The organism is Nocardioides luteus, from assembly GCF_000960475.2.
GTDB classification, from domain to species: domain Bacteria; phylum Actinomycetota; class Actinomycetes; order Propionibacteriales; family Nocardioidaceae; genus Nocardioides; species Nocardioides luteus_A.
The window spans coordinates 117,739-136,223 of record NZ_JZDQ02000004.1 but is presented as its reverse complement, the minus strand read 5'-3'; the positions used below and the strand labels follow the sequence as shown (position 1 = coordinate 136,223).

Here is an 18,485-nt window from a genome sequence, read left to right as displayed (position 1 = left end):
TTCCTTGGTGTGGGTTGGAGTCAGCCGCGGATCACGGCAGGGAGGATCAGCTGGTCGACCACCTTGGCGATCAGCTGGTTCGTCGGCGGCTCCCCGAGGAGGAATGTGTGGTGCAGGACGATGCCCGGGAGGGCGGAGGAGATCAGCTCGAGATCGAGGTCGTCGCGGAGCTCGCCGCGCTCCTGCGCGCGGCGGAACATCTCGGTCGCGATGGCCTTCTTGGGACCGACGACGCCGCGCCGGAACGCCTCGGCGAACTCGGCATCACGGGTGATCGCGGTGACGACGCTGCCGAAGATCGCGATCTGGCGCTGGTCGGTGAGACCGCCCATGCCGCAGAATGCGCCCAGCAGGTCCTCGCGCAGGTCGCCGGTGTCGGGAGCCGTCATCGGCTCCTTGGTCGAGGTGAGCGCGTCGATCACGAGCTGGGCCTTGCCGTTCCACCGGCGGTAGAGCGTCGCCTTGGAGGCCTTGGCCCGCCCGGCGACGGCGTCCATCGTGAGCCGGTCGTAGCCCAGCTCGGCCAGGATGTCGATCGTCGCGTCGAAGATCTCCTGCTCCCGCTCACCCTCGACTCGCGGGCGAGACTGCGCGTCAGCGGCGGCTCGGGCGGCTCGGGTGGGGGACATCGGCACCTCGCAGATCGGTCGTGGATGAAACGGTACGGTTTCGTTTCAAAAGATGGTACGGAGTCGTTTCGTTCCAGGCAAGTCGGCTTTCGGTATTGACGTTCCCGGGATTGTCCTATTGGCTAGGCCACTGAGCCGATGGTGATGCGAGTCACACCGGCGCCACGTGGGGGCCAAACAGAAGGGAAGTCCGATGGGACCGGAATGGGTGGCGATCATCGCGTTGGTCGCCTTGTTCGTGGCCGGCACGTTGCTGCCGATCAACATGGGAGCTCTGGCGTACGTCGCGGCCTGGCTGGTCGGGATGTTCGCGCTGAACCTCGACGAGAAGGAGATCCTCGCCGGCGTCAGCGCCGACCTGATCCTGACGCTGATAGGTGTCACCTATCTGTTCGCGATCGCGAGGAACAACGGCACGGTCGACCTGATCGTCAGCAGCGCCGTCCGCGCGGTCGGCGGAAGAGTCGCGCTCATCCCGTGGGTGATGTTCGCGGTGACCGCGCTGCTGACCGCCATGGGTGCCGCCAGCCCGGCGGCCTGCGCGATCATCGGCCCGGTGGCGCTCGGCTTCGCGGGCCGCTACAAGATCAACCCGCTGATGATGGGCATGTTCGTCGTGCACGGCGCCCAGGGCGGTGGCTTCTCGCCGATCAGCATCTACGGCACGATCACCAACTCGGTCATGGTCGACAACGGCCTGCCCGCCAGCGAGATGACGGTCTTCCTGACCAGCCTGGTGGTCAACCTGATCATGGCGACGATCCTCTTCTTCGCCCTCGGTGGACGTGCGCTGATGAACACGCGGCTCGACCCCGACGAGGCGGCCAGCGCCGCCGCCGGCGTACCGGGTGAGCTGAACGAGGGCGGCGTGACCGTCCCGGCCCGCGGCTACGGCACCGTCGCCCCGACCGGCACCAAGCCGGGCATCCGCACCGAGCAGGTCCTGACCCTGGCCGCCTTCGTGATCGTGGCCGCCATCGCCCTGTTCTTCGACAAGAACATCGGCTTCGCTTCGATCACCGCGGCGACCGTTCTCGCGGCGCTCTCGCCGAGCCAGCACAAGGACGCCATCCGCCAGATCGCCTGGCCGACCGTGCTCCTGGTCGCCGGCGTCTCGACGTACGCCACGATCCTGAACACCGCCGGATCGCCGGAGTTCGTGGGTGGCTGGGCCGCGGGCCTGGGCGCCGCGGCGATCGGCGCGCTCATCCTCTGCTACGTCGGCGGCGTGGTCTCCGCGTTCGCGTCCTCCACGGCGCTGCTGCCGGTGATCATCCCGATCGCGGTGCCGCTGATCGCCGAGGGCGGCATCTCGGCGGCGATGTTCGTGGCAGCGCTGGCGATCTCCTCGACCATCGTCGACGTGAGCCCGTTCTCCACCAACGGCGCTCTCATGCTGGCCAACCGGCCCGAGAGCATCACCGAGGAGCGCTACTACAAGCAGATCCTCGGCTACAGCGTCATCGTGGTGCTCGTCGGTCCCCTCCTGGTCTGGGCCACCATGGTCCTCCCGGGCTGGTGACGCGCATGCGTGGACCACTCGACGACGTCGTCGTCCTCGACCTCTCCCGCGCCCTGGCCGGGCCGCACGCCGCGATGATGATGGGTGACCTCGGCGCCCGGGTCATCAAGGTGGAGGCGCCCGGGCACGGCGACGACACCCGCGGCTGGGGTCCGCCGTTCGTGGGGGAGGAGGGACAGCGGGAGGCGACGTACTTCCTCTCGGCCAACCGCAACAAGGAGTCGATCACCCTCGACCTCAAGGACACCGACGACAAGGACGTGCTGCTGCGGCTGGTCGACCGGGCCGACGTGCTCATCGAGAACTTCCGCACGGGTGTCCTCGATCGTCTCGGGCTCGGCATCGACGAGCTCCAGGCCCGCAATCCACGCCTCGTCGTGCTCTCGATCACCGGGTTCGGCCACGACGGCCCCGAGGGCGGACGGTCCGGCTACGACCAGATCGCACAGGGCGAGGCCGGCCTGATGTCGCTCACCGGCTCGGGCCCCGATGACCCCCAGCGGGTCGGCACCCCCATCGCCGACCTGCTGGCCGGGATGTACGGCGCCTACGGCGTGCTCGCCGCTCTTCACGAGCGGGATCGCACCGGTCGCGGCACCGTCGTCCGCACCTCGCTGCTCTCCGCCGTCGTCGGCGTCCACGGCTTCCAGGGCACCCGCTGGACGGTGGCGGGCGAGGTCGGCCGAGCGCAGGGCAACCACCACCCGAGCATCTCCCCGTACGGCCTGTTCCGCTGCGCCGACGGGACCGTGCAGATCGCGGTGGGGAGCGAGGGGCTGTGGCGGCGGTTCTGCACCGCGTTCGACATCTCGCCCGACCTCGACGGGATGGCCACCAACCCCGAGCGCGCGGCCAACCGGGAGAAGGTCGTCGAGCTGGTCGAGGGGCTGTTCGCGCCGTGGCCGGCCGAGGAGCTGCTCGCCAAGCTCGCCGAGGCCGGTGTCCCGGCCGGCAAGGTGCGCTCCCTGGACGAGGTCTACGCATGGGAGCAGACGGCCAGCCAGGGTCTGCTGATCGACGTCGACCACTCCACCCTGGGCCACCTCACCCTGCCCGGACCGCCGCTGCGCTTCTTCGCGGAGGGCGCCGAGGTGACGCCGTCCGACCACGCCGCGCCGCCCACCCTCGACCAGCACGGCTCCCAGCTGCGTACGTGGGTGGCGGACCAGGCCTGAAATGAGGAGAGGGAGGGGCGCCCGGCTGGGATACTCCAGGATCATGGACGAATCTCCGAGCGACGGCGCCCCTCTCCGGCTGAAGAGTGCCCAGGGTCGCTGGGTGCTGCTGACCACGGTGCTGGGCTCGGGGCTGGCGATGCTCGACTCGACCGTCGTCAACGTCGCCCTCGGCCGGATCGGGGAGGATCTCGACGCCGGCTTCTCGGGCCTGCAGTGGACGGTCAACGCCTACACGCTGAGCCTCGCGGCGCTGATCCTCCTCGGTGGCTCGCTCGGCGACCGCTTCGGACGACGCCGGGTGTTCCTGATCGGCGTGGTGTGGTTCGCCGTCGCCTCGTTGCTGTGCGGGCTGGCGCCCTCCATCGATCTGCTGATCGCGGCGCGCGGGCTGCAGGGGGTCGGGGGCGCGCTCCTGACCCCGGGGAGCCTGGCGATCATCGCCGCGTCGTTCCACGCCGACGACAGGTCCGCAGCCGTGGGCGCCTGGTCGGGGCTCAGCGGCATCGCGGCCGCGATCGGGCCGCTCGTCGGCGGCTGGCTGGTCGAGCTCGACTGGCGGCTGGTCTTCCTCGTCAACGTGCCGGTCGCGGTGCTGATCGTGGTGGTGGCCACGCGCCACGTCCCGGAGAGCCGCGACCCGGACGCACGTGGCCGGCTCGACCTGACCGGCACGGTGCTCGCCGCGGCCGGGCTGGGCGCCCTGACCTTCGGGCTGACCCGTGCGGGCGAGGTCGGGTTCGCCGGCTCGGTGGCGGCGACCGCGGCAGCCGGCGTCGCGTGCCTGGCCGCCTTCGTGATCGTCGAGGCCCGATCGACCCACCCGCTGGTGCCGCTCGAGCTCTTCCGCAACCCGCAGTTCAGCGCGGCCAACGCGGTCACCCTGCTCGTCTACGCCGCGCTCGGGGTGATCTTCGTGCTGCTCGTCCTGCAGCTCCAGGTCGTCAGCGGCTGGTCACCCCTCGCCGCGGGATCGGCCATGCTCCCGGTGACCGTGGTGATGCTGCTCTTCTCGTCCCGCGCGGGCGCGCTGGCCCAACGCATCGGCCCGCGTCTCCCGATGACCCTCGGGCCGCTGCTCGCGGCCGGTGGGGTGCTCTGGATGGGGCGGATCGGCCCCCAGGCGTCGTACGTCCTCGACGTGCTCGCGCCGGTCCTGCTCTTCGCCACCGGGCTCACCCTGCTGGTCGCACCGCTGACCGCGACCGTGCTCGATGCGGCCGACGACCGGCATGCCGGCATCGCCTCGGGGGTCAACAACGCGGTGGCCCGGACCGCCGGGCTGCTGGCCGTGGCCGTCGTCCCGGCGGCGGTCGGGATCGCCGGCGACGACTACACCGACCCGAAGGCCTTCGACGCCGGCTACGGCATGGCGATGGTCCTCGACGCCGGCCTCCTGATCCTCGGCGCGCTGATCGCGGTGGCGTTCGTACGCCGCCCGCTGGCGGCCGCACCCGAGCCTGACGAGCACCGCGTGCACATCGAGACATGTGCGCACTGCGGTGTGACCGGGACGCAGCTGCACCCGGCCGACCACGACGGCTGACGTCGGCCCCCTGCGGCGCCGGCGGAGGCATGACCTGAGCGGTGTCCGGTTACTGGGGCTCCGTGGATTCTCCATGGTGGCGTGAGGCCGTGACGTACCAGATATATCCGCGCTCGTTCGCCGATGCGGACGGGGACGGTACCGGGGATCTCGCGGGGATCACCTCGCGGCTGGACCATATGGCCGGCCTCGGTGTGGACGCGATCTGGCTCTCGCCGTTCTATCCCTCGCCGCAGAAGGACTACGGCTACGACGTCACCGACGCGCGTGGCGTGGACCCGCTCTTCGGGAAGCTCTCCGACGCCGAGGACCTGCTCACCAAGGCGCACGAGGTGGGCCTGAAGGTGATCATCGACCTGATCCCCAACCACACCTCCTCGGACCACCCGTGGTTCGCCGAGGCGCTCGCGGCCGGTCCCGGCTCGCCGGAGCGTGATCGCTACATCTTCCGCGACGGTCGAGGGGACGACGGCGACGAGCCGCCGACCAACTGGACCTCCGTCTTCGGCGCCCCGGCGTGGACGCGGATCGATGACGGGCAGTGGTACCTGCACATGTTCGCCGAGGAGGAACCCGACCTCAACTGGCGCCATCCGGAGGTGGCCGAGGAGTTCAGGTCCGTGCTGCGGTGGTGGCTGGACCGGGGCGTCGACGGCTTCCGGGTCGACGTCGCCCACGGCCTGGTCAAGGCGCTGCGGGACCAGCGCGTCCCGGAGGGACAGGAACCCAACTCCGACCCTGCGGTGATGTACGACGCCGGCATCGAGGACGACCCGATGTGGGACCACCCGGACGTTCACGAGGTCTACCGGGACTGGCACGAGGTCGTCTCCTCCTACCCCGGCGAGCGGATGCTGATCGCCGAGGCGTGGACCCAGGGCCCGGCGAACCTGCGTGGCTACCTGCGTGCCGACGAGTTCGAGCAGGCGTTCAACTTCCAGTGGTTGCAGTCGCCGTGGTCGGCGGTCCAGTTCACCGAGGCGATCGTGTCCACCCTGGAGGCGCTGCGCCCGTCTCGGGCCTGGCCGACGTGGGTGCTCTCCAACCACGATGCCGTACGCCACCGCACCCGCTACGGCGACGGGGCCCAGGCGCTCGCCCGCGCCCGCGCGGCGACGCTGACGATGCTGGCGCTGCCCGGGTCGGCGTACCTCTACCAGGGCGAGGAGCTCGGGCTGCCGCACGTGGAGCTGCCCCCGGAGCACCAGCAGGATCCGTGGGCGAAGGGCGGGAACGGCCGCGACGGCTGCCGGGTGCCGCTGCCGTGGAGCGGCGACGCGCCGCCCTTCGGCTTCGGTCCCGGCGAGGGACAGCCCTGGCTGCCGCAGCCGGTGCAGTGGGCCGACCTGACCGTGGCAGCACAGACCGGCAGGCCCGGCTCGACCCTGGAGTTCTACCGGTCGGCGATCGCGTCCCGGCGCCGCTACGCCCGGGGGAGCGAGGTGAGCTTCCTCGACATGCCCGACGACGTCATCGCCTTCCGTCGCGGCCGGCTGACCGCCGTCCTCAACTGCGGGGCGGTGCCGACGCCCCTGCCCTCCGGCGACGTGGTGATCTGCAGCGGCGAGCCCGTCGGCGCCGAGCTGCCGCCGGACACCGCGGTCTGGCTGCTCGACGACGACGGCTGAGCCGGGTCAGCGGCGGTAGACCCGCGACTCCCACGGCGCCATCACCGGACCGCGTCCGGAGCCGACGACCAGCTCGCCCCGGCACTCCTCGACGAGTTCGCCGAGGTCGGCCTCGGTGCCGCTGAAGTTGGCGAGCACCGTCAGCTGCCCGCTCTCGTGACGCCGGCGGAAGGCGAAGAGCTGCGGATGGCTCTCGGCGAGCAGGCTGAAGTCACCGTCGACCACCACCGGGTCCTCGTGCCGCAGCCGGATCAGCCGGCGATAGTGCGAGAGCACCGAGTCCGGGTCCTCACGCTGTGCGGCGACGTTGATCTCGGTGTGGTTCGGGTTGACGGCGAGCCAGGGCTTCCCGGTGGTGAATCCGGCACCGGGGGAGGCGTCCCACTGCATCGGCGTGCGTCCGTTGTCACGAGACATCGCCCGCAGCGAGCGCATCACGTCCTCGTGATCATGGCCGGCGGCGATCGCCTCGTGGTAGTAGTTCACCGCCTCCACGTCGTCGAACTCGTCGATGGAGGCGAACGGGAAGTTCGTCATCCCGATCTCGTCGCCCTGGTAGACGAACGGGGTGCCCCGCTGCAGGTGCAGGACGGTCGCGAGCAGCTTGGCCGACTCGGTCCGCCAGCGGCCGTCGTTGCCGTACCGCGACACCACCCGCGGCTGGTCATGGTTGTCCCAGTAGAGGCTGTTCCAGCCCACGTCCGCCAGGCCCTCCTGCCAGGCCGCGAACCGGTCGCGGAGGCGACCGAGGTCGAAGGGGCGTACGTCCCACTTGAAGGTGCCGTGGTCGATCTCGACGTGCTCGTAGTGCAGGACCATGTCGAGCTCGCGGCGTGCCGGATCGGTGTACTTCCGGCCTTCCTCGACCGTCGTCTCGCCGGTCTCCCCGACGAGCAGCAGGTCGCGGTCGTAGCGGTCGAAGACCTCCCGGTGCATCTCGGCGAGGAACTCGTGGACGCGCGGCCCGTCGATCACCGACCCGCGCATGTTGCCGTAGCGCTGCCCCGGCAGGACCGGCGCCTCCGGCAGCTCCGGGTCCTTGGAGATCAGGTTCACCACGTCCATCCGGAAGCCGTCGACGCCACGGTCGAGCCACCAGCGCATCACCTCGTAGACCGCCTGCCTGACCTCGGGGTTCTCCCAGTTGAGGTCCGGCTGCTTCCTGAACAGGTGCAGGTAGTAGGCGGCCCTGCCCTCGCTGTAGGTCCAGGCCGGCCCGGAGAAGAACGAGCCCCAGTTGTTGGGCTCCTCGCGCCACCAGTACCAGTCGCGCTTCGGGCTCTCGGGGCTCATGGTCGAGTCCACGAACCAGGGGTGTTCGTCGGAGGTGTGGTTCGCGACCAGATCCATCACCAGCTTCATCCCCCGCTCATGGAGCTCGGCGATCAGCGCGTCCAGCTCCGCAAGCGTCCCGTACGTCGGGTCGACGTCGTGATAGTCGCTGACGTCGTAGCCGTTGTCGGCCATCGGCGAGGGATAGACCGGCGAGATCCACAGCACGTCGACCCCGAGCCACTCGAGGTGGTCGAGCCGGTCCCTGATCCCGCGCAGGTCGCCCACACCGTCCCCGTTCCCGTCGGCGAAGCTGCGCGGGTAGACCTGGTAGACGACAGCGGATCGCCACCAGCCCGGTCCGGTGCGACCAGCGGGTTCGGTGAGGTTCGAAGGCATCCTGGTTTCCTCCTGGTGAGCGGACGGCGGTCCCCGCAAGCGGTAACCGGGTCGGTCGCCGCGCATGCTTGCCGCGCTCGGGCGGCCGCTAGCGTGTGGGCATGGCACTGACCCACGACTACGCGGTCTCGGTGGAGTGGACGGGCAACCGTGGCACCGGGACCAGCGGCTACCGCGACTACTCCCGAGACCATGTCGTACGCATCGACGGGCTGCCCGACATCCTTGGCTCGGCCGATCCGACCTTCCGGGGCGACGCGAGCCGGCACAACCCCGAGCAGCTCCTGCTGGCCTCGCTGGCGCAGTGCCACATGCTCTCCTACCTGCACCAGGCGGTGACGGTGGGTGTGGTCGTGCTCGACTACCACGACGCCGCGACCGCCACCATGGAGACGCAGGGGACCGGCGGCCGGTTCACCCGCGCCGTGCTGCACCCGGTCGTCACGGTGGCCGACGAGTCCATGATCGAGGCCGCGACCACTGCCCACCACCAGGCCCACCTGGACTGCTTCATCGCCAACAGCGTGAACTTCCCGGTCGAGACCGAGCCCACCGTGATCGTCGGCGGCCTGAGGCTCTAGCACCCTCTTCCGGGGGTAGGTCGGGAGTCGGGCGCGCCACGAAGATGCCGTCATGACGAGTACGACTTCGACGGATGCCCTGCTTGCCGCCCGGGACGCGCTGATCGCCCAGCGCCTCGACTACGCCGCGGCACTCGAGACCTTCCGCTGGCCCGACGTGGGGGAGAGCTTCAACTTCGCCCACGACTGGTTCGACCCGATGGCGCGCGGCAACGACGCGCCGGGGCTGATCATCGCGGAGGCGGACGGGTCGCGAGCGGCGTACTCCTTCGACGAGCTCGCCCGTCGCTCGGACGCGGTGGCGCGCTACCTCCGCCGTCTCGGGATCGGGCGAGGCGACAGCGTGGTCGTCATGCTCGGCAACCAGGTCGAGCTGTGGGAGACGATGCTCGCCGCGATGAAGGTCGGCGCGGTCCTGATGCCGACCACCACGGCCGTCGGCACGGCCGAGCTGGTCGACCGGCTCGCCCGAGGACGGGCGAAGGCCGTGGTCTGCAACGCCGAGGACACGGGCAAGTTCGACGGCGTGCCCGGTGACTACGTGCGGATCAGCGTGGGGGAGCAGGACGGCTGGCACGGCTACGCCGAGGCCGCCGAGGAGAGCCAGGAGCCGCTGGAGCACCCCGGCAACGCCACCACCGACGCGCTGCTGCTCTACTTCACCAGCGGCACCACGAGCCGGCCGAAGCTGGTCGAGCACACCCACTACACCTACCCGGTCGGGCACCTGTCGACGATGTACTGGCTGGGGCTGCGCCCCGGCGATGTGCACATGAACATCTCCAGCCCCGGCTGGGCCAAGCACGCCTGGTCGAACTTCTTCGCGCCGTGGCTGGCCGGTGCCACGGTCTTCGTCCTCAACTACACGCGCTTCGAGGCGACCACCCTGCTGCAGCGGATCCGCGAGGAGCACGTCACCAGCATGTGCGCCCCGCCGACGGTGTGGCGGATGCTCATCCAGGCCGACCTCAGCGGTGGCTGCGGCTCGCTACGTGAGGCGATCAGCGCGGGGGAGCCGCTCAACCCCGAGGTGATCAGCCAGGTGCGCCAGGCCTGGGGCCTGACCATCCGCGACGGCTTCGGCCAGACCGAGATGACCGCGACGGTCGCCAACAGCCCGGGTCAGCCGGTGCGGCCGGGATCGATGGGTCGCGCGCTGCCCGGCGTCCCGGTCGTGCTGGTCGACCCGATCGAGGGCACCGTGATCGAGGGAGCGGGCGAGGGCGAGCTCTGCCTCGACCTCTCCGCGCACCCGGCCACGCTGATGACCGGCTACCGCGACGACGAGAAGCGCACCGCCGAGGCGATGCGCGGCGGCTTCTTCCACACCGGCGACGTCGCCGGCCGCGACGAGGACGGCTACATCACCTACGTCGGGCGCACCGACGACGTCTTCAAGGCCTCCGACTACAAGGTCTCGCCCTTCGAGCTGGAGTCGGTCCTGATCGAGCACCCCGCCGTGGCCGAGGCCGCGGTCGTCCCCGCCCCGGACCCGGTGCGGCTGGCCGTCCCCAAGGCGTACGTCTCGCTCACCTCGGGCCACGAGCCGACCGCCGAGACCGCCAAGGCCATCCTCGAGTTCGCCCGCGACCACCTGCCGCCCTACCTGCGCGTGCGTCGCCTGGAGTTCTTCGACCTGCCCAAGACGATCTCCGGGAAGATCCGCCGCGTCGAGCTCCGGGTGCGTGAGCAGGACGTGGTCGACCAGCGGCCGCCGGGCGAGCACCGCTACGAGGACTTCTTCCCTCGCAGCTAGGGGTGGTGTCTCGCTAGTCGTGCTCCACCAGGCGCCGGACGCTCTCGACGACGACCTCCCGGCACCTGGCACGGCTCGGGCGGCGTACGAGAGCCAGCTCGGGGGTGTGGAGGTGCCAGCTCATCGCGAGCGCGCGCACCTCGGTGAGCAGCTCGAGCGGCGAGTAGGCCGTCGTCAGCTTCCCGGCGCGTTGTGCCTCCTCGATCTTGGCGAGCTTCGCGTCGTTGGAGGCGACGATCGCCGGGAGCTTCCCGTCCGGGCGCTCGAGCTGATACCACGTGGTCAGCCGAAGGGTCGTGGGGAAGCGCTCGTAGAGGTCGAAGGACCGCCCGGCGTAGCCGGGCAGGTCGGTCGCGTCGAACTCGACCTCGTCGACGAACGCGAGCACCCGGTGCGCGAAGACGGCGTCGAAGAGCTCGTCCTTGGTGCCGAAGTACTTGTAGATCAGCGCCTTGTTCGCGAGCGCCGCATCGGCGATCCGGTCGACGCGCGAACCGGCGATGCCGTACGCCGCGAACTCGGCCTCGGCAGCGTCGAGGATGCGGGCACGGGTCGCCTCGGAGTCTCTGGCCATGTGCCCACTCTAAAGCAAGTAACTAGTTAGTTGTCTTTTTCGAGGATCAGTGCTTCACTGAAGAAACCAACTCGTTAGTTACTTAGGAAGTGTGTACGCATGTCCCAGACACCCCCGAGCGCCCGTGGCCGTCACCGGGCGGTCGTGCTCATGGTGATCCTCGGCTGCCAGCTGATGATGACCCTCGACGCCTCGATCGTGACCACGGCGTTGACCCACATCAAGGCGGAGCTCGGCTTCACCGACTCCTCGTTGTCCTGGATCCAGAACGCCTACGTCCTCGCCTTCGGAGGCCTCCTGCTGCTCGGCGCACGAGCCGGTGACCTGTTCGGCCGGCGGCGCGTTTTCATCGCCGGCGCGGCGCTGTTCACCGCGGCCTCGCTGCTGGCCGGACTGGCGCCCTCGGCCGGCCTTCTCGTCGCGGCACGCACGTTGCAGGGCGTGGCCTCGGCTCTCGCGATCCCGTCGACGTTGGCGCTCCTGATCACGACCTTTCCCGAACCGGGGGAGCGCACCCGGGCGATCGCCATCTACAGCGCGGTCATCGGCGCCGGAGCGAGTGTCGGGATCATCGTCGGCGGCGTCTTCACCGAGTACCTCTCCTGGCGCTGGGGCCTTCTGGTCAACGTCCCGATCGGGATCCTGATCCTCGCGCTCTCCCCGCGTTTCCTGCCAGAGACCGAGCCTCAGCCCGGCCGCGTCGACGTGCTTGGAGCGCTGAGCGTCACCGTCGGGATGTCGGCACTGGTCTACGGGCTCGTCGAGGCCGCGGAGATCGGCTGGACCAGCACCCGAACCGTGCTTCCCCTGGCCGCGTCGGTGGTCCTGCTCGTCGCCTTCGTGCTCGTCGAGCTGCGGGCATCTCAGCCGATCGTGCCGCTCCGGCTCTTCCGCAGCGTGCAGCGCTCGGGGGCGTACGTCGGCCGGATCCTGATCGTCGGCGCGATGTTCTCGACGTTCTACTTCCTCTCGCAGTATCTCCAGAACGTCCTCGGCCTCAGCCCGCTCGCCACCGGGTTCGTCTACATCCCGATGACCGGCATGTTCTTCGCGATGGTGTACGTCGTGCGCTGGGCCGCCCCGCGGGTCAGCAAGCCGGCGCTGCTGCTGACCTCCCTGGCCACCGCCGCGATCGGCATGGCCTGGCTCAGCCGGATCGACAGCACGACCACCGTGGCGTGGGTCCTCCCGCCGCTGCTCGTGCTGGGTGTCGGCCAGGGCATCGCGATCATCCTCCTCACCGACTTCGGGATGGCCGAGGTGGACCCGGGCGACGCCGGCGCGGCCTCGGGGCTGGTCAACACCGCCCATCAGATCGGTGGCTCGATCGGGCTCGCCCTCCTCACCGTGGTCTACGGCAGCGCCGTGCACCACGACCCCGCGCCGGGCGCCGTGACCCAGGCCCACGGCTACTCGACCGTCTTCGACGTGGCGACCGGGTTCTACGCCCTGGCCGTCCTCGTCGCGGTGGTCATCCTCGTGGCCGCGCGGCGTGCGAACCGATCGAGCACCGCCGTCGCGATGGCCGCCGCCGCGGGTTGAGATGTCTCACGGGCGGACGGTCAGGCACTGCGTACTGACGCCGAAGGCGCCGTGCTCGTCGTGGAGCACGGTGGTCGTCACGCCGGCGCCCTCGGGGCCGAACGAGACGGTCGTGTCCAGGCCCAGCCAACCGTCGCCCGGAGCGCGGAACAGGTGCGCGGTCAGGTCGAGGTTGGGGAAGCTGACCTCCTTCGGGTCGGCCCGGACGGCGACGCCGTTGGTGATGTCGAGCAGGCCGGCGACCTGCGCCAGCCGGCTCACCTCCTCGCCGGCCACGATCGGGTGCGGCGTACGCACCCAGGTCTGCGCCCGCCCGGGGCCGAGGTCGCAACGACGCACCTGGACCGAGGCGATGAAGCCTCCGTCCCACAGCGTGGTCATGTCCCAGGCGGGGACCTCGTCGGGCGCGGGCATCGGCCGGTGGTCGGTGCCCGCGAGCTCATCGGTGGGATAGCCGGCGGTGAGCCAGGCGCGGAGGAGCACCACGGGCCTGCCGCCGTGGCTCGCCCGGGCCTCGACGAGCTCGATCGTGCGGCCCGCCCGGAGGACGGCCACCTCCACGTCGACCGGCTCGAGCGGGATCGTGCCGAGGATGTCGTAGCTGATCCGGGTGAGCCGCAGCCCGTCGTCTCGGCGGGCGTCGCGGTCCCGCTCGACCTCGTGCGCGAGCACGCCGAGCAGGGTGGCGATGTGCTGGGTGTTCAGGTCCCAGGCGCCGCCGACGTGCTCGGTCGGCGTGAACGTGTGCGGGCCGGTGCGGTGCCAATAGGCCATGCGGCGGCTCACAGGCCGAGCAGAGCGACGCTCTGCTCGCGCATGTCGATCTTGCGGACCTTGCCGGTCACCGTCATCGGGAACTCGTCGACGATGAGCACGTAGCGCGGCGACTTGTAGTGCGCGAGCTTGCCGTCGGCGAAGGCCCAGACCGCGGCGGCGTCCAGCGGCTCGGCCCCGGGGCGCATCCGGATCCAGGCACAGAGCTCCTCGCCGTACCGCTCGTCCGGCACGCCCACCACCTGGGCCTCGGCGATGTCGGGGTGGGTGAAGAGGAACTCCTCGATCTCGCGCGGGTAGATGTTCTCCCCGCCACGGATGACCATGTCCTTGATCCTTCCCACCACCACGCAGTAGCCGTCCTCGCGCATCACGGCCAGGTCGCCGGTGTGCATCCAGCCCTCGGCGTCGATCGCCTCGGCGGTCTTGGTCGAGCCCTCTTCATCGTGCAGAGGCCAGTAGCCGAGCATCACCGAGTAGCCGCGGGTGCAGAACTCGCCGGCGGTGCCGCGGGGGACCACCTCGCCGGTGGACGGATCGACGATCTTGATCTCGACGTGCGGTGCGGCCCGGCCGATCGTCTCGGTGCGCCGCTCGAGGTCGTCGTCGGTGCGGGTCTGGCAGGAGACCGGCGAGGTCTCGGTCATCCCGTACGCGATCGCGACCTCGCTCATGTGCATCTCGCTGACGCAGCGCTTCATGACCTCGATCGGGCACAGCGCGCCGGCCATGATCCCGGTGCGCAGCGTCGAGAGGTCGAACGAGGCGAACTCCGGGTCGTCCTGCATCGCGATGAACATCGTCGGCACACCGTACAACGCGGTGCACCTCTCGTCCTGGACCGTCTGCAGCGTCGTACGCGGGTCGAAGCCGGGGCCCGGGATGACCATGGTCGCGCCGTGGGTGGTGCAGCCGAGGTTGGCCATCACCATGCCGAAGCAGTGGTAGAAGGGCACCGGGATGCAGAGCCGGTCCTGCTCGGTGAAGTGGATCGTCTCGGTGACGAAGAAGCCGTTGTTGAGGATGTTGCGGTGCGAGAGCGTCGCGCCCTTCGGGAAGCCGGTGGTCCCGGAGGTGTACTGGATGTTGATCGCGTCGTTCGGGTCGAGCGGGTAGTCGACGTGGTCGGCCAGCCGCTCGCCACGGCCTGCGGCCAGGAGGGACTCCCACTCCGGTGACCCCAGGAAGACCGTCTGCTCCAGCGCGCCGCAGTCGCCTTCCACCTCCCGGACGAGGGAGACGTAGTCGCTGGTCTTGAAGGCGGTCGCGCTGATCAGCAGCCGGACCCCGGACTGGTTGAGCGCGTAGGCGAGCTCGTGGGTGCGGTAGGCCGGGTTGATGTTGACCAGGATCGCCCCGATCTTCGCGGTGGCGAACTGGACCATCGTCCACTCGGCGCAGTTGGGGGCCCAGATGCCGACCCGGTCACCCTTGCCGATGCCCGCCTTGCGGAGGCCGACCGCGAGGGCGTCGACATCCGCGTTCAGCGAGGCGTAGGTCCAGCGCCGTCCGGTGGCGATCTCGACGAGGGCCTCACGGTCTCCGTGGCGGGCGACGGTGCGTTCGAAGTTGGCTCCGATCGTCTCCTCGAGGAGCGGAACGTCGATGTCGCCACGAGCCGACGATGCGGTGATGGATGAGGTCTCGGTCATGCCGTGAGCATGACCGAGACCGTGGTCACAGCCACACCCCCGAAAGGGGGTGGATCAGGCGGGTGCCGGCTCGGCGTCGAGCTCCACGCGGCTGGTCTCCTTGGCGACCAGCAGGCAGACGACGCTCAGCAGGGCCAGCGCGGTGAGGAAGTACGCGATCCCGTCGGTGCCCCACCGGGCCAGCAGCTCCTCGGCGATGACGAGCGGGACGGCGCCGCCCAGGATGCCTGCGATGTTGTAGCCGAGTCCGGCGCCGGTATAGCGGTACTTCGCCTGGAAGGTCTCCGGCAGGAACGCCGCGATCGGGCCGTAGTTGAGCCCGAGCACGCACAGCAGCAGGCTGTTGCCGAGGGCGAAGCTCGCGAAGCTGCCGGGCTCCATGACCCCGAAGGCCAGCGGGCCGGCCACGATGCCGAAGGCGGCACCCAGGAGCAGGACCGTCCGGCGGCCGAGCACGTCGGAGAGCCAGGCGGAGACGATGACCGTCACGCTCATCGCGACCGCGGCGACGATGACCCCGAGCAGCGCCTGGGTCAGGCTCAGGCCGAGGGTGCCGACCGCGTGGGCGACCATGAAGCTCGCGCCGGTGTAGAAGGCGCCGAAGACGATTGCCATGATGCCGCCGCCGAGGAGCACCTGCCGCCACTGGTCCCGCAGGCAGCCGAGGATCGGCAGCGCGCTGCGCGAGCCGGCCGACTGGATCTTCTTGAACGACGGGGTCTCGGCGATGTTCAGGCGCACCCACAGGCCGACGCCGACCAGGACGGCGCTGGCCAGGAACGGGATCCGCCAGCCCCAGGCGGCGAACGCGTCGGGCTCCATCAGGCGGAAGGTGGTCAGCATCGCGCCGGCCGCGATGATCAGGCCGAGGCTGGGACCGAGCTGCGGGAACATGCTGTAGCGGCCGCGCTGGCCGTGGGCTGCGTACTCCGTGGTGAGGAGGGCGGCGCCGGCCCATTCGCCGCCGAGCGCGATGCCTTGCAGCGCGCGCAGCAGCACCAGGATCACCACGGCGCTCTTGCCGATCGACTCCACGCTCGGGATGAGGCCGATCGCGAACGTCGAGGTGCCCATGATCAGCAGGGTCGTGATCAAGGTGGCCTTGCGGCCGATCCGATCGCCGTAGTGGCCGAAGAGGATCGCGCCGAGCGGCCGGAAGACGAACGCGACGCCGAAGGTCGCGATCGAGGCCAGGGTGCCTTCGGGCCCGCCCATGGAGGGGAAGAAGATGGCGTTGAACACCAGGGCCGCTGCCAGGCCGTAGATGAGGAAGTCGTAGAACTCGATGGTCGTGCCGGTCAGTGACGCCGTCGCGACGCGGCGCATGGTGCGCCCGTCGACCTCGGCTCGGTTAGCCGCGATTTGGGCCATGATCGTGCCTTCCTGTCGGATTGGTGAACCGAGTGTGGGGCTGTCACCACCCGTCCGATACCCCCGGAAGAATGCCCTCGAAAGAGGGGGTGTGCCTCTTGTTGCTTGTGATGATCGTCACTTACCCTCAAGGCCATGAGCACGAGCGCGATCGCCCCTGAGGCGCCCTACGACGGGTCCCGGATCGCCCAGACGCTGGCCTCCTTCCGGACCGCGTCGGGGCTGGATCTCGCCTTCGGTGGTCCGGTCCGCGGCGACGGCAGCGCCATCGACATCACCGCGACCTGTGGCGCGAAGGGGGTCTCGCTGCGCGGCCTGCGGGTCGTCAACGGGGAGGGCCTGGGCGGGAAGACCCTGCAGACCCGTCAGCCCGGCTCCGTCGACCACTACTACACCGCGCGCGGGATCACCCACCTCTACGACACCGCCGTCGCCCAAGAGCAGATCCAGACCGTCGCGGCCCTGCCGATCCTGGTCGACCGGGCCCCGCGGATGCTCATCTATCTCGCCTCCCGCTCGCGGCTCGGTCTCGGCGGCGTCTGGTTCGACGCGCTGCGGCCGCTGATCCGCACCCTCGAGCGGGAGATCCTGATCGACGACGAGGTCCGCAACCGGCTCTCCCGGCTGGCGCCTGCTCCGGCCCCGAGCCCGACCGACGGCTCGGCGAAGCGCGATCTCGCCGAGCGCCGCGAGATGGCCGCCGAGCTCAGCGACCTGGCCGGCCAGGTGATCGACCCCGAGGTGCGCAGGCGGCTCGAGGCCATGGTGCTGCGGCTCACCGCCGGACCGGGGGAGAAGCGGCCGGCTCAGCTCGCTCCTGCCGTACGCCTGGCCGCGCGCGAGATCGACGTGCTCCGCCAGGTGGCGCTCGGGAACAGCAACCGGGAGGCCGCCGAGGCCCTCGGGATCGTGGAGAGCACGGTGAAGTCCTACCTGAAGAGCGCCACCCGCAAGCTCAACGCCAACAACCGCGTCCACGCGGTCCGGATGGCGCGCGAGGCCGGCCTGATCGACTGACGAAGGCCCCTCGTACGGGGGTACCGCCCGGTCGGCCCGGTGCGCAGGATCACGGCATGACACATGGAGACTCGGGTGGAGTGTCGGAGCGATGGCGGACCGCCCTGGGCGACGCCTTCGCGGGACTGCAGGCGGAGCGGCTGCCACCAGGTCAGCACGTGTCGCCCGGCCCGCTGGCCGGAGCGATCGAGCACGCCGGCCTGGGACGGGTCGACGCCTTCCGGGTCGGCGGCACCCCGCAGGTCGTACGCCGCACCCGCCGCTCGCTCGCCGACGTACCCGACGAGCCGTTCAAGGTGTGCGTCCAGCGCCACGGCCGGTCCGTCGTCCGGCAGGGCGGCACCGAGATCGTCCTGAGGCCGGGCGACATCGCGATCTACGACACCAGCCGCCCCTACGAGCTGCGCTTCGACGAGACCTGGGAGGTCCTCGCGATGACGCTTCCGCGCCGTGCGCTGGCGGCCTCGGACGCCGTGATCGAGCGGTCGATGGCGCACGGCTGGACCGCGTTCGACGGCAGGACCGGCGTACTCGGGCATCTGCTGGGCAGCGCCGTCCGTCAGACCCCGCAGGCCGGGGGAGCGACGCACCTGGGTGAGGCCGCGATCCAGCTGCTCTCAAGCCTGGTCGGCGGTGACGACCTGGTCGATCCCGGGGAGGCGCTGCGCGCCCGCATCATCGCCTACGTCGAGGCCCACGCCACCGACCCGGGCCTCGGCCACGATGCGGTGGCGGCCGCGCACGGGCTCTCGCCCAGGAGTCTGCATCGGCTCTTCGAGAGCGAGCCGCTCTCCGCGATGGCCCACCTGCGGGAGTTCCGGCTGATGCGGATCCGGGACGCGCTGCTCGATCCGGCCCGTGCGGCGTACTCGACCGCGTCGATCGCCGGCCGGTGGGGATATCCCGACCCCTCCCACTTCGCCCGCACCTTCAGGTCGCGCTTCGGGATCACTCCGGGCGCGCTCCGAAAGCAGGCCCTGACCTCGGTGTGAGCCGATCGCGCGAGGTGGCGCGGAATGTCAACGAAGTTGGCGTTCCATGGCGACA

General features: G+C 70.3%; 15 protein-coding genes. 9 read left to right on the top strand and 6 right to left on the bottom strand.

Translation table 11 applies throughout. The annotated features are described in order from the left end of the window. Window positions 1–20: 20 nt before the first annotated feature. The gene (locus tag UG56_RS03920) at window positions 21–629 is read right to left on the bottom strand and encodes a TetR/AcrR family transcriptional regulator (RefSeq protein WP_045550715.1); all 609 of its coding nucleotides are present in this window, start codon (window positions 627–629) and stop codon (window positions 21–23) included. 193 nt (window positions 630–822) lie between these two features. On the opposite strand from UG56_RS03920, the gene UG56_RS03915 reads away from it, so the two are divergent. From UG56_RS03915 to UG56_RS03900, 4 genes are all read left to right on the top strand, one after another. After that, window positions 823–2,151, top strand: a complete 1,329-nt coding sequence (locus UG56_RS03915; RefSeq protein WP_045550701.1) for an SLC13 family permease — start codon at window positions 823–825, stop codon at window positions 2,149–2,151. Between the two features lie 5 nt (window positions 2,152–2,156). Further along, window positions 2,157–3,326, top strand: coding sequence for a CaiB/BaiF CoA transferase family protein (locus tag UG56_RS03910; protein WP_045550700.1), 1,170 nt, complete (start codon window positions 2,157–2,159; stop codon window positions 3,324–3,326). Between the two features lie 43 nt (window positions 3,327–3,369). Continuing rightward, entirely contained in the window at window positions 3,370–4,872 is a 1,503-nt protein-coding gene (locus tag UG56_RS03905) for an MFS transporter (RefSeq protein ID WP_071326859.1), read from the top strand. Between the two features lie 89 nt (window positions 4,873–4,961). Then, on the top strand, window positions 4,962–6,500 hold the full coding sequence (locus UG56_RS03900) for a glycoside hydrolase family 13 protein (protein WP_256206416.1): 1,539 nt from the start codon (window positions 4,962–4,964) through the stop codon (window positions 6,498–6,500). A 6-nt stretch (window positions 6,501–6,506) separates the two neighbouring features. On the opposite strand, the gene UG56_RS03895 is transcribed toward UG56_RS03900, so the two are convergent. Continuing rightward, entirely contained in the window at window positions 6,507–8,171 is a 1,665-nt protein-coding gene (locus UG56_RS03895) for an alpha-glucosidase (RefSeq protein ID WP_071326858.1), read from the bottom strand. A gap of 101 nt (window positions 8,172–8,272) precedes the next feature. On the opposite strand from UG56_RS03895, the gene UG56_RS03890 reads away from it, so the two are divergent. Continuing rightward, window positions 8,273–8,752: an OsmC family protein gene (locus tag UG56_RS03890; protein WP_045547592.1), complete on the top strand. Its 480-nt coding sequence runs from the start codon at window positions 8,273–8,275 to the stop codon at window positions 8,750–8,752. Window positions 8,753–8,804: 52 nt separating this feature from the next. Then, a complete protein-coding gene (locus UG56_RS03885; RefSeq protein ID WP_045547591.1) occupies window positions 8,805–10,508 on the top strand; it encodes an AMP-binding protein in 1,704 nt (567 codons plus the stop codon). A 13-nt stretch (window positions 10,509–10,521) separates the two neighbouring features. On the opposite strand, the gene UG56_RS03880 is transcribed toward UG56_RS03885, so the two are convergent. Then, complete coding sequence (locus tag UG56_RS03880; protein ID WP_045547590.1) at window positions 10,522–11,082, bottom strand: TetR/AcrR family transcriptional regulator; 561 nt, start codon at window positions 11,080–11,082, stop codon at window positions 10,522–10,524. A gap of 99 nt (window positions 11,083–11,181) precedes the next feature. On the opposite strand from UG56_RS03880, the gene UG56_RS03875 reads away from it, so the two are divergent. Then, a complete protein-coding gene (locus UG56_RS03875; protein ID WP_045547589.1) occupies window positions 11,182–12,624 on the top strand; it encodes an MFS transporter in 1,443 nt (480 codons plus the stop codon). Between the two features lie 6 nt (window positions 12,625–12,630). Here UG56_RS03875 and UG56_RS03870 read toward each other — a convergent pair whose 3' ends face one another. Genes UG56_RS03870 through UG56_RS03860 form a run of 3 tightly spaced genes read right to left on the bottom strand, consistent with a single transcriptional unit; the run spans window position 12,631 to window position 16,421 of the window. Next, the gene (locus UG56_RS03870; RefSeq protein ID WP_045547588.1) at window positions 12,631–13,398 is read right to left on the bottom strand and encodes a thioesterase family protein; all 768 of its coding nucleotides are present in this window, start codon (window positions 13,396–13,398) and stop codon (window positions 12,631–12,633) included. A gap of 8 nt (window positions 13,399–13,406) precedes the next feature. After that, window positions 13,407–15,050: an AMP-binding protein gene (locus tag UG56_RS03865; protein ID WP_143054896.1), complete on the bottom strand. Its 1,644-nt coding sequence runs from the start codon at window positions 15,048–15,050 to the stop codon at window positions 13,407–13,409. Between the two features lie 54 nt (window positions 15,051–15,104). Beyond that, on the bottom strand, window positions 15,105–16,421 hold the full coding sequence (locus UG56_RS03860) for an MFS transporter (RefSeq protein ID WP_045547587.1): 1,317 nt from the start codon (window positions 16,419–16,421) through the stop codon (window positions 15,105–15,107). A 135-nt stretch (window positions 16,422–16,556) separates the two neighbouring features. On the opposite strand from UG56_RS03860, the gene UG56_RS03855 reads away from it, so the two are divergent. Together UG56_RS03855 and UG56_RS03850 are read left to right on the top strand one after the other, a co-directional pair. Next, the gene (locus tag UG56_RS03855; RefSeq protein WP_045547586.1) at window positions 16,557–17,438 is read left to right on the top strand and encodes a helix-turn-helix transcriptional regulator; all 882 of its coding nucleotides are present in this window, start codon (window positions 16,557–16,559) and stop codon (window positions 17,436–17,438) included. Between the two features lie 56 nt (window positions 17,439–17,494). Beyond that, window positions 17,495–18,430, top strand: coding sequence for a helix-turn-helix domain-containing protein (locus tag UG56_RS03850; protein ID WP_084100459.1), 936 nt, complete (start codon window positions 17,495–17,497; stop codon window positions 18,428–18,430). Window positions 18,431–18,485 lie beyond the last annotated feature (55 nt).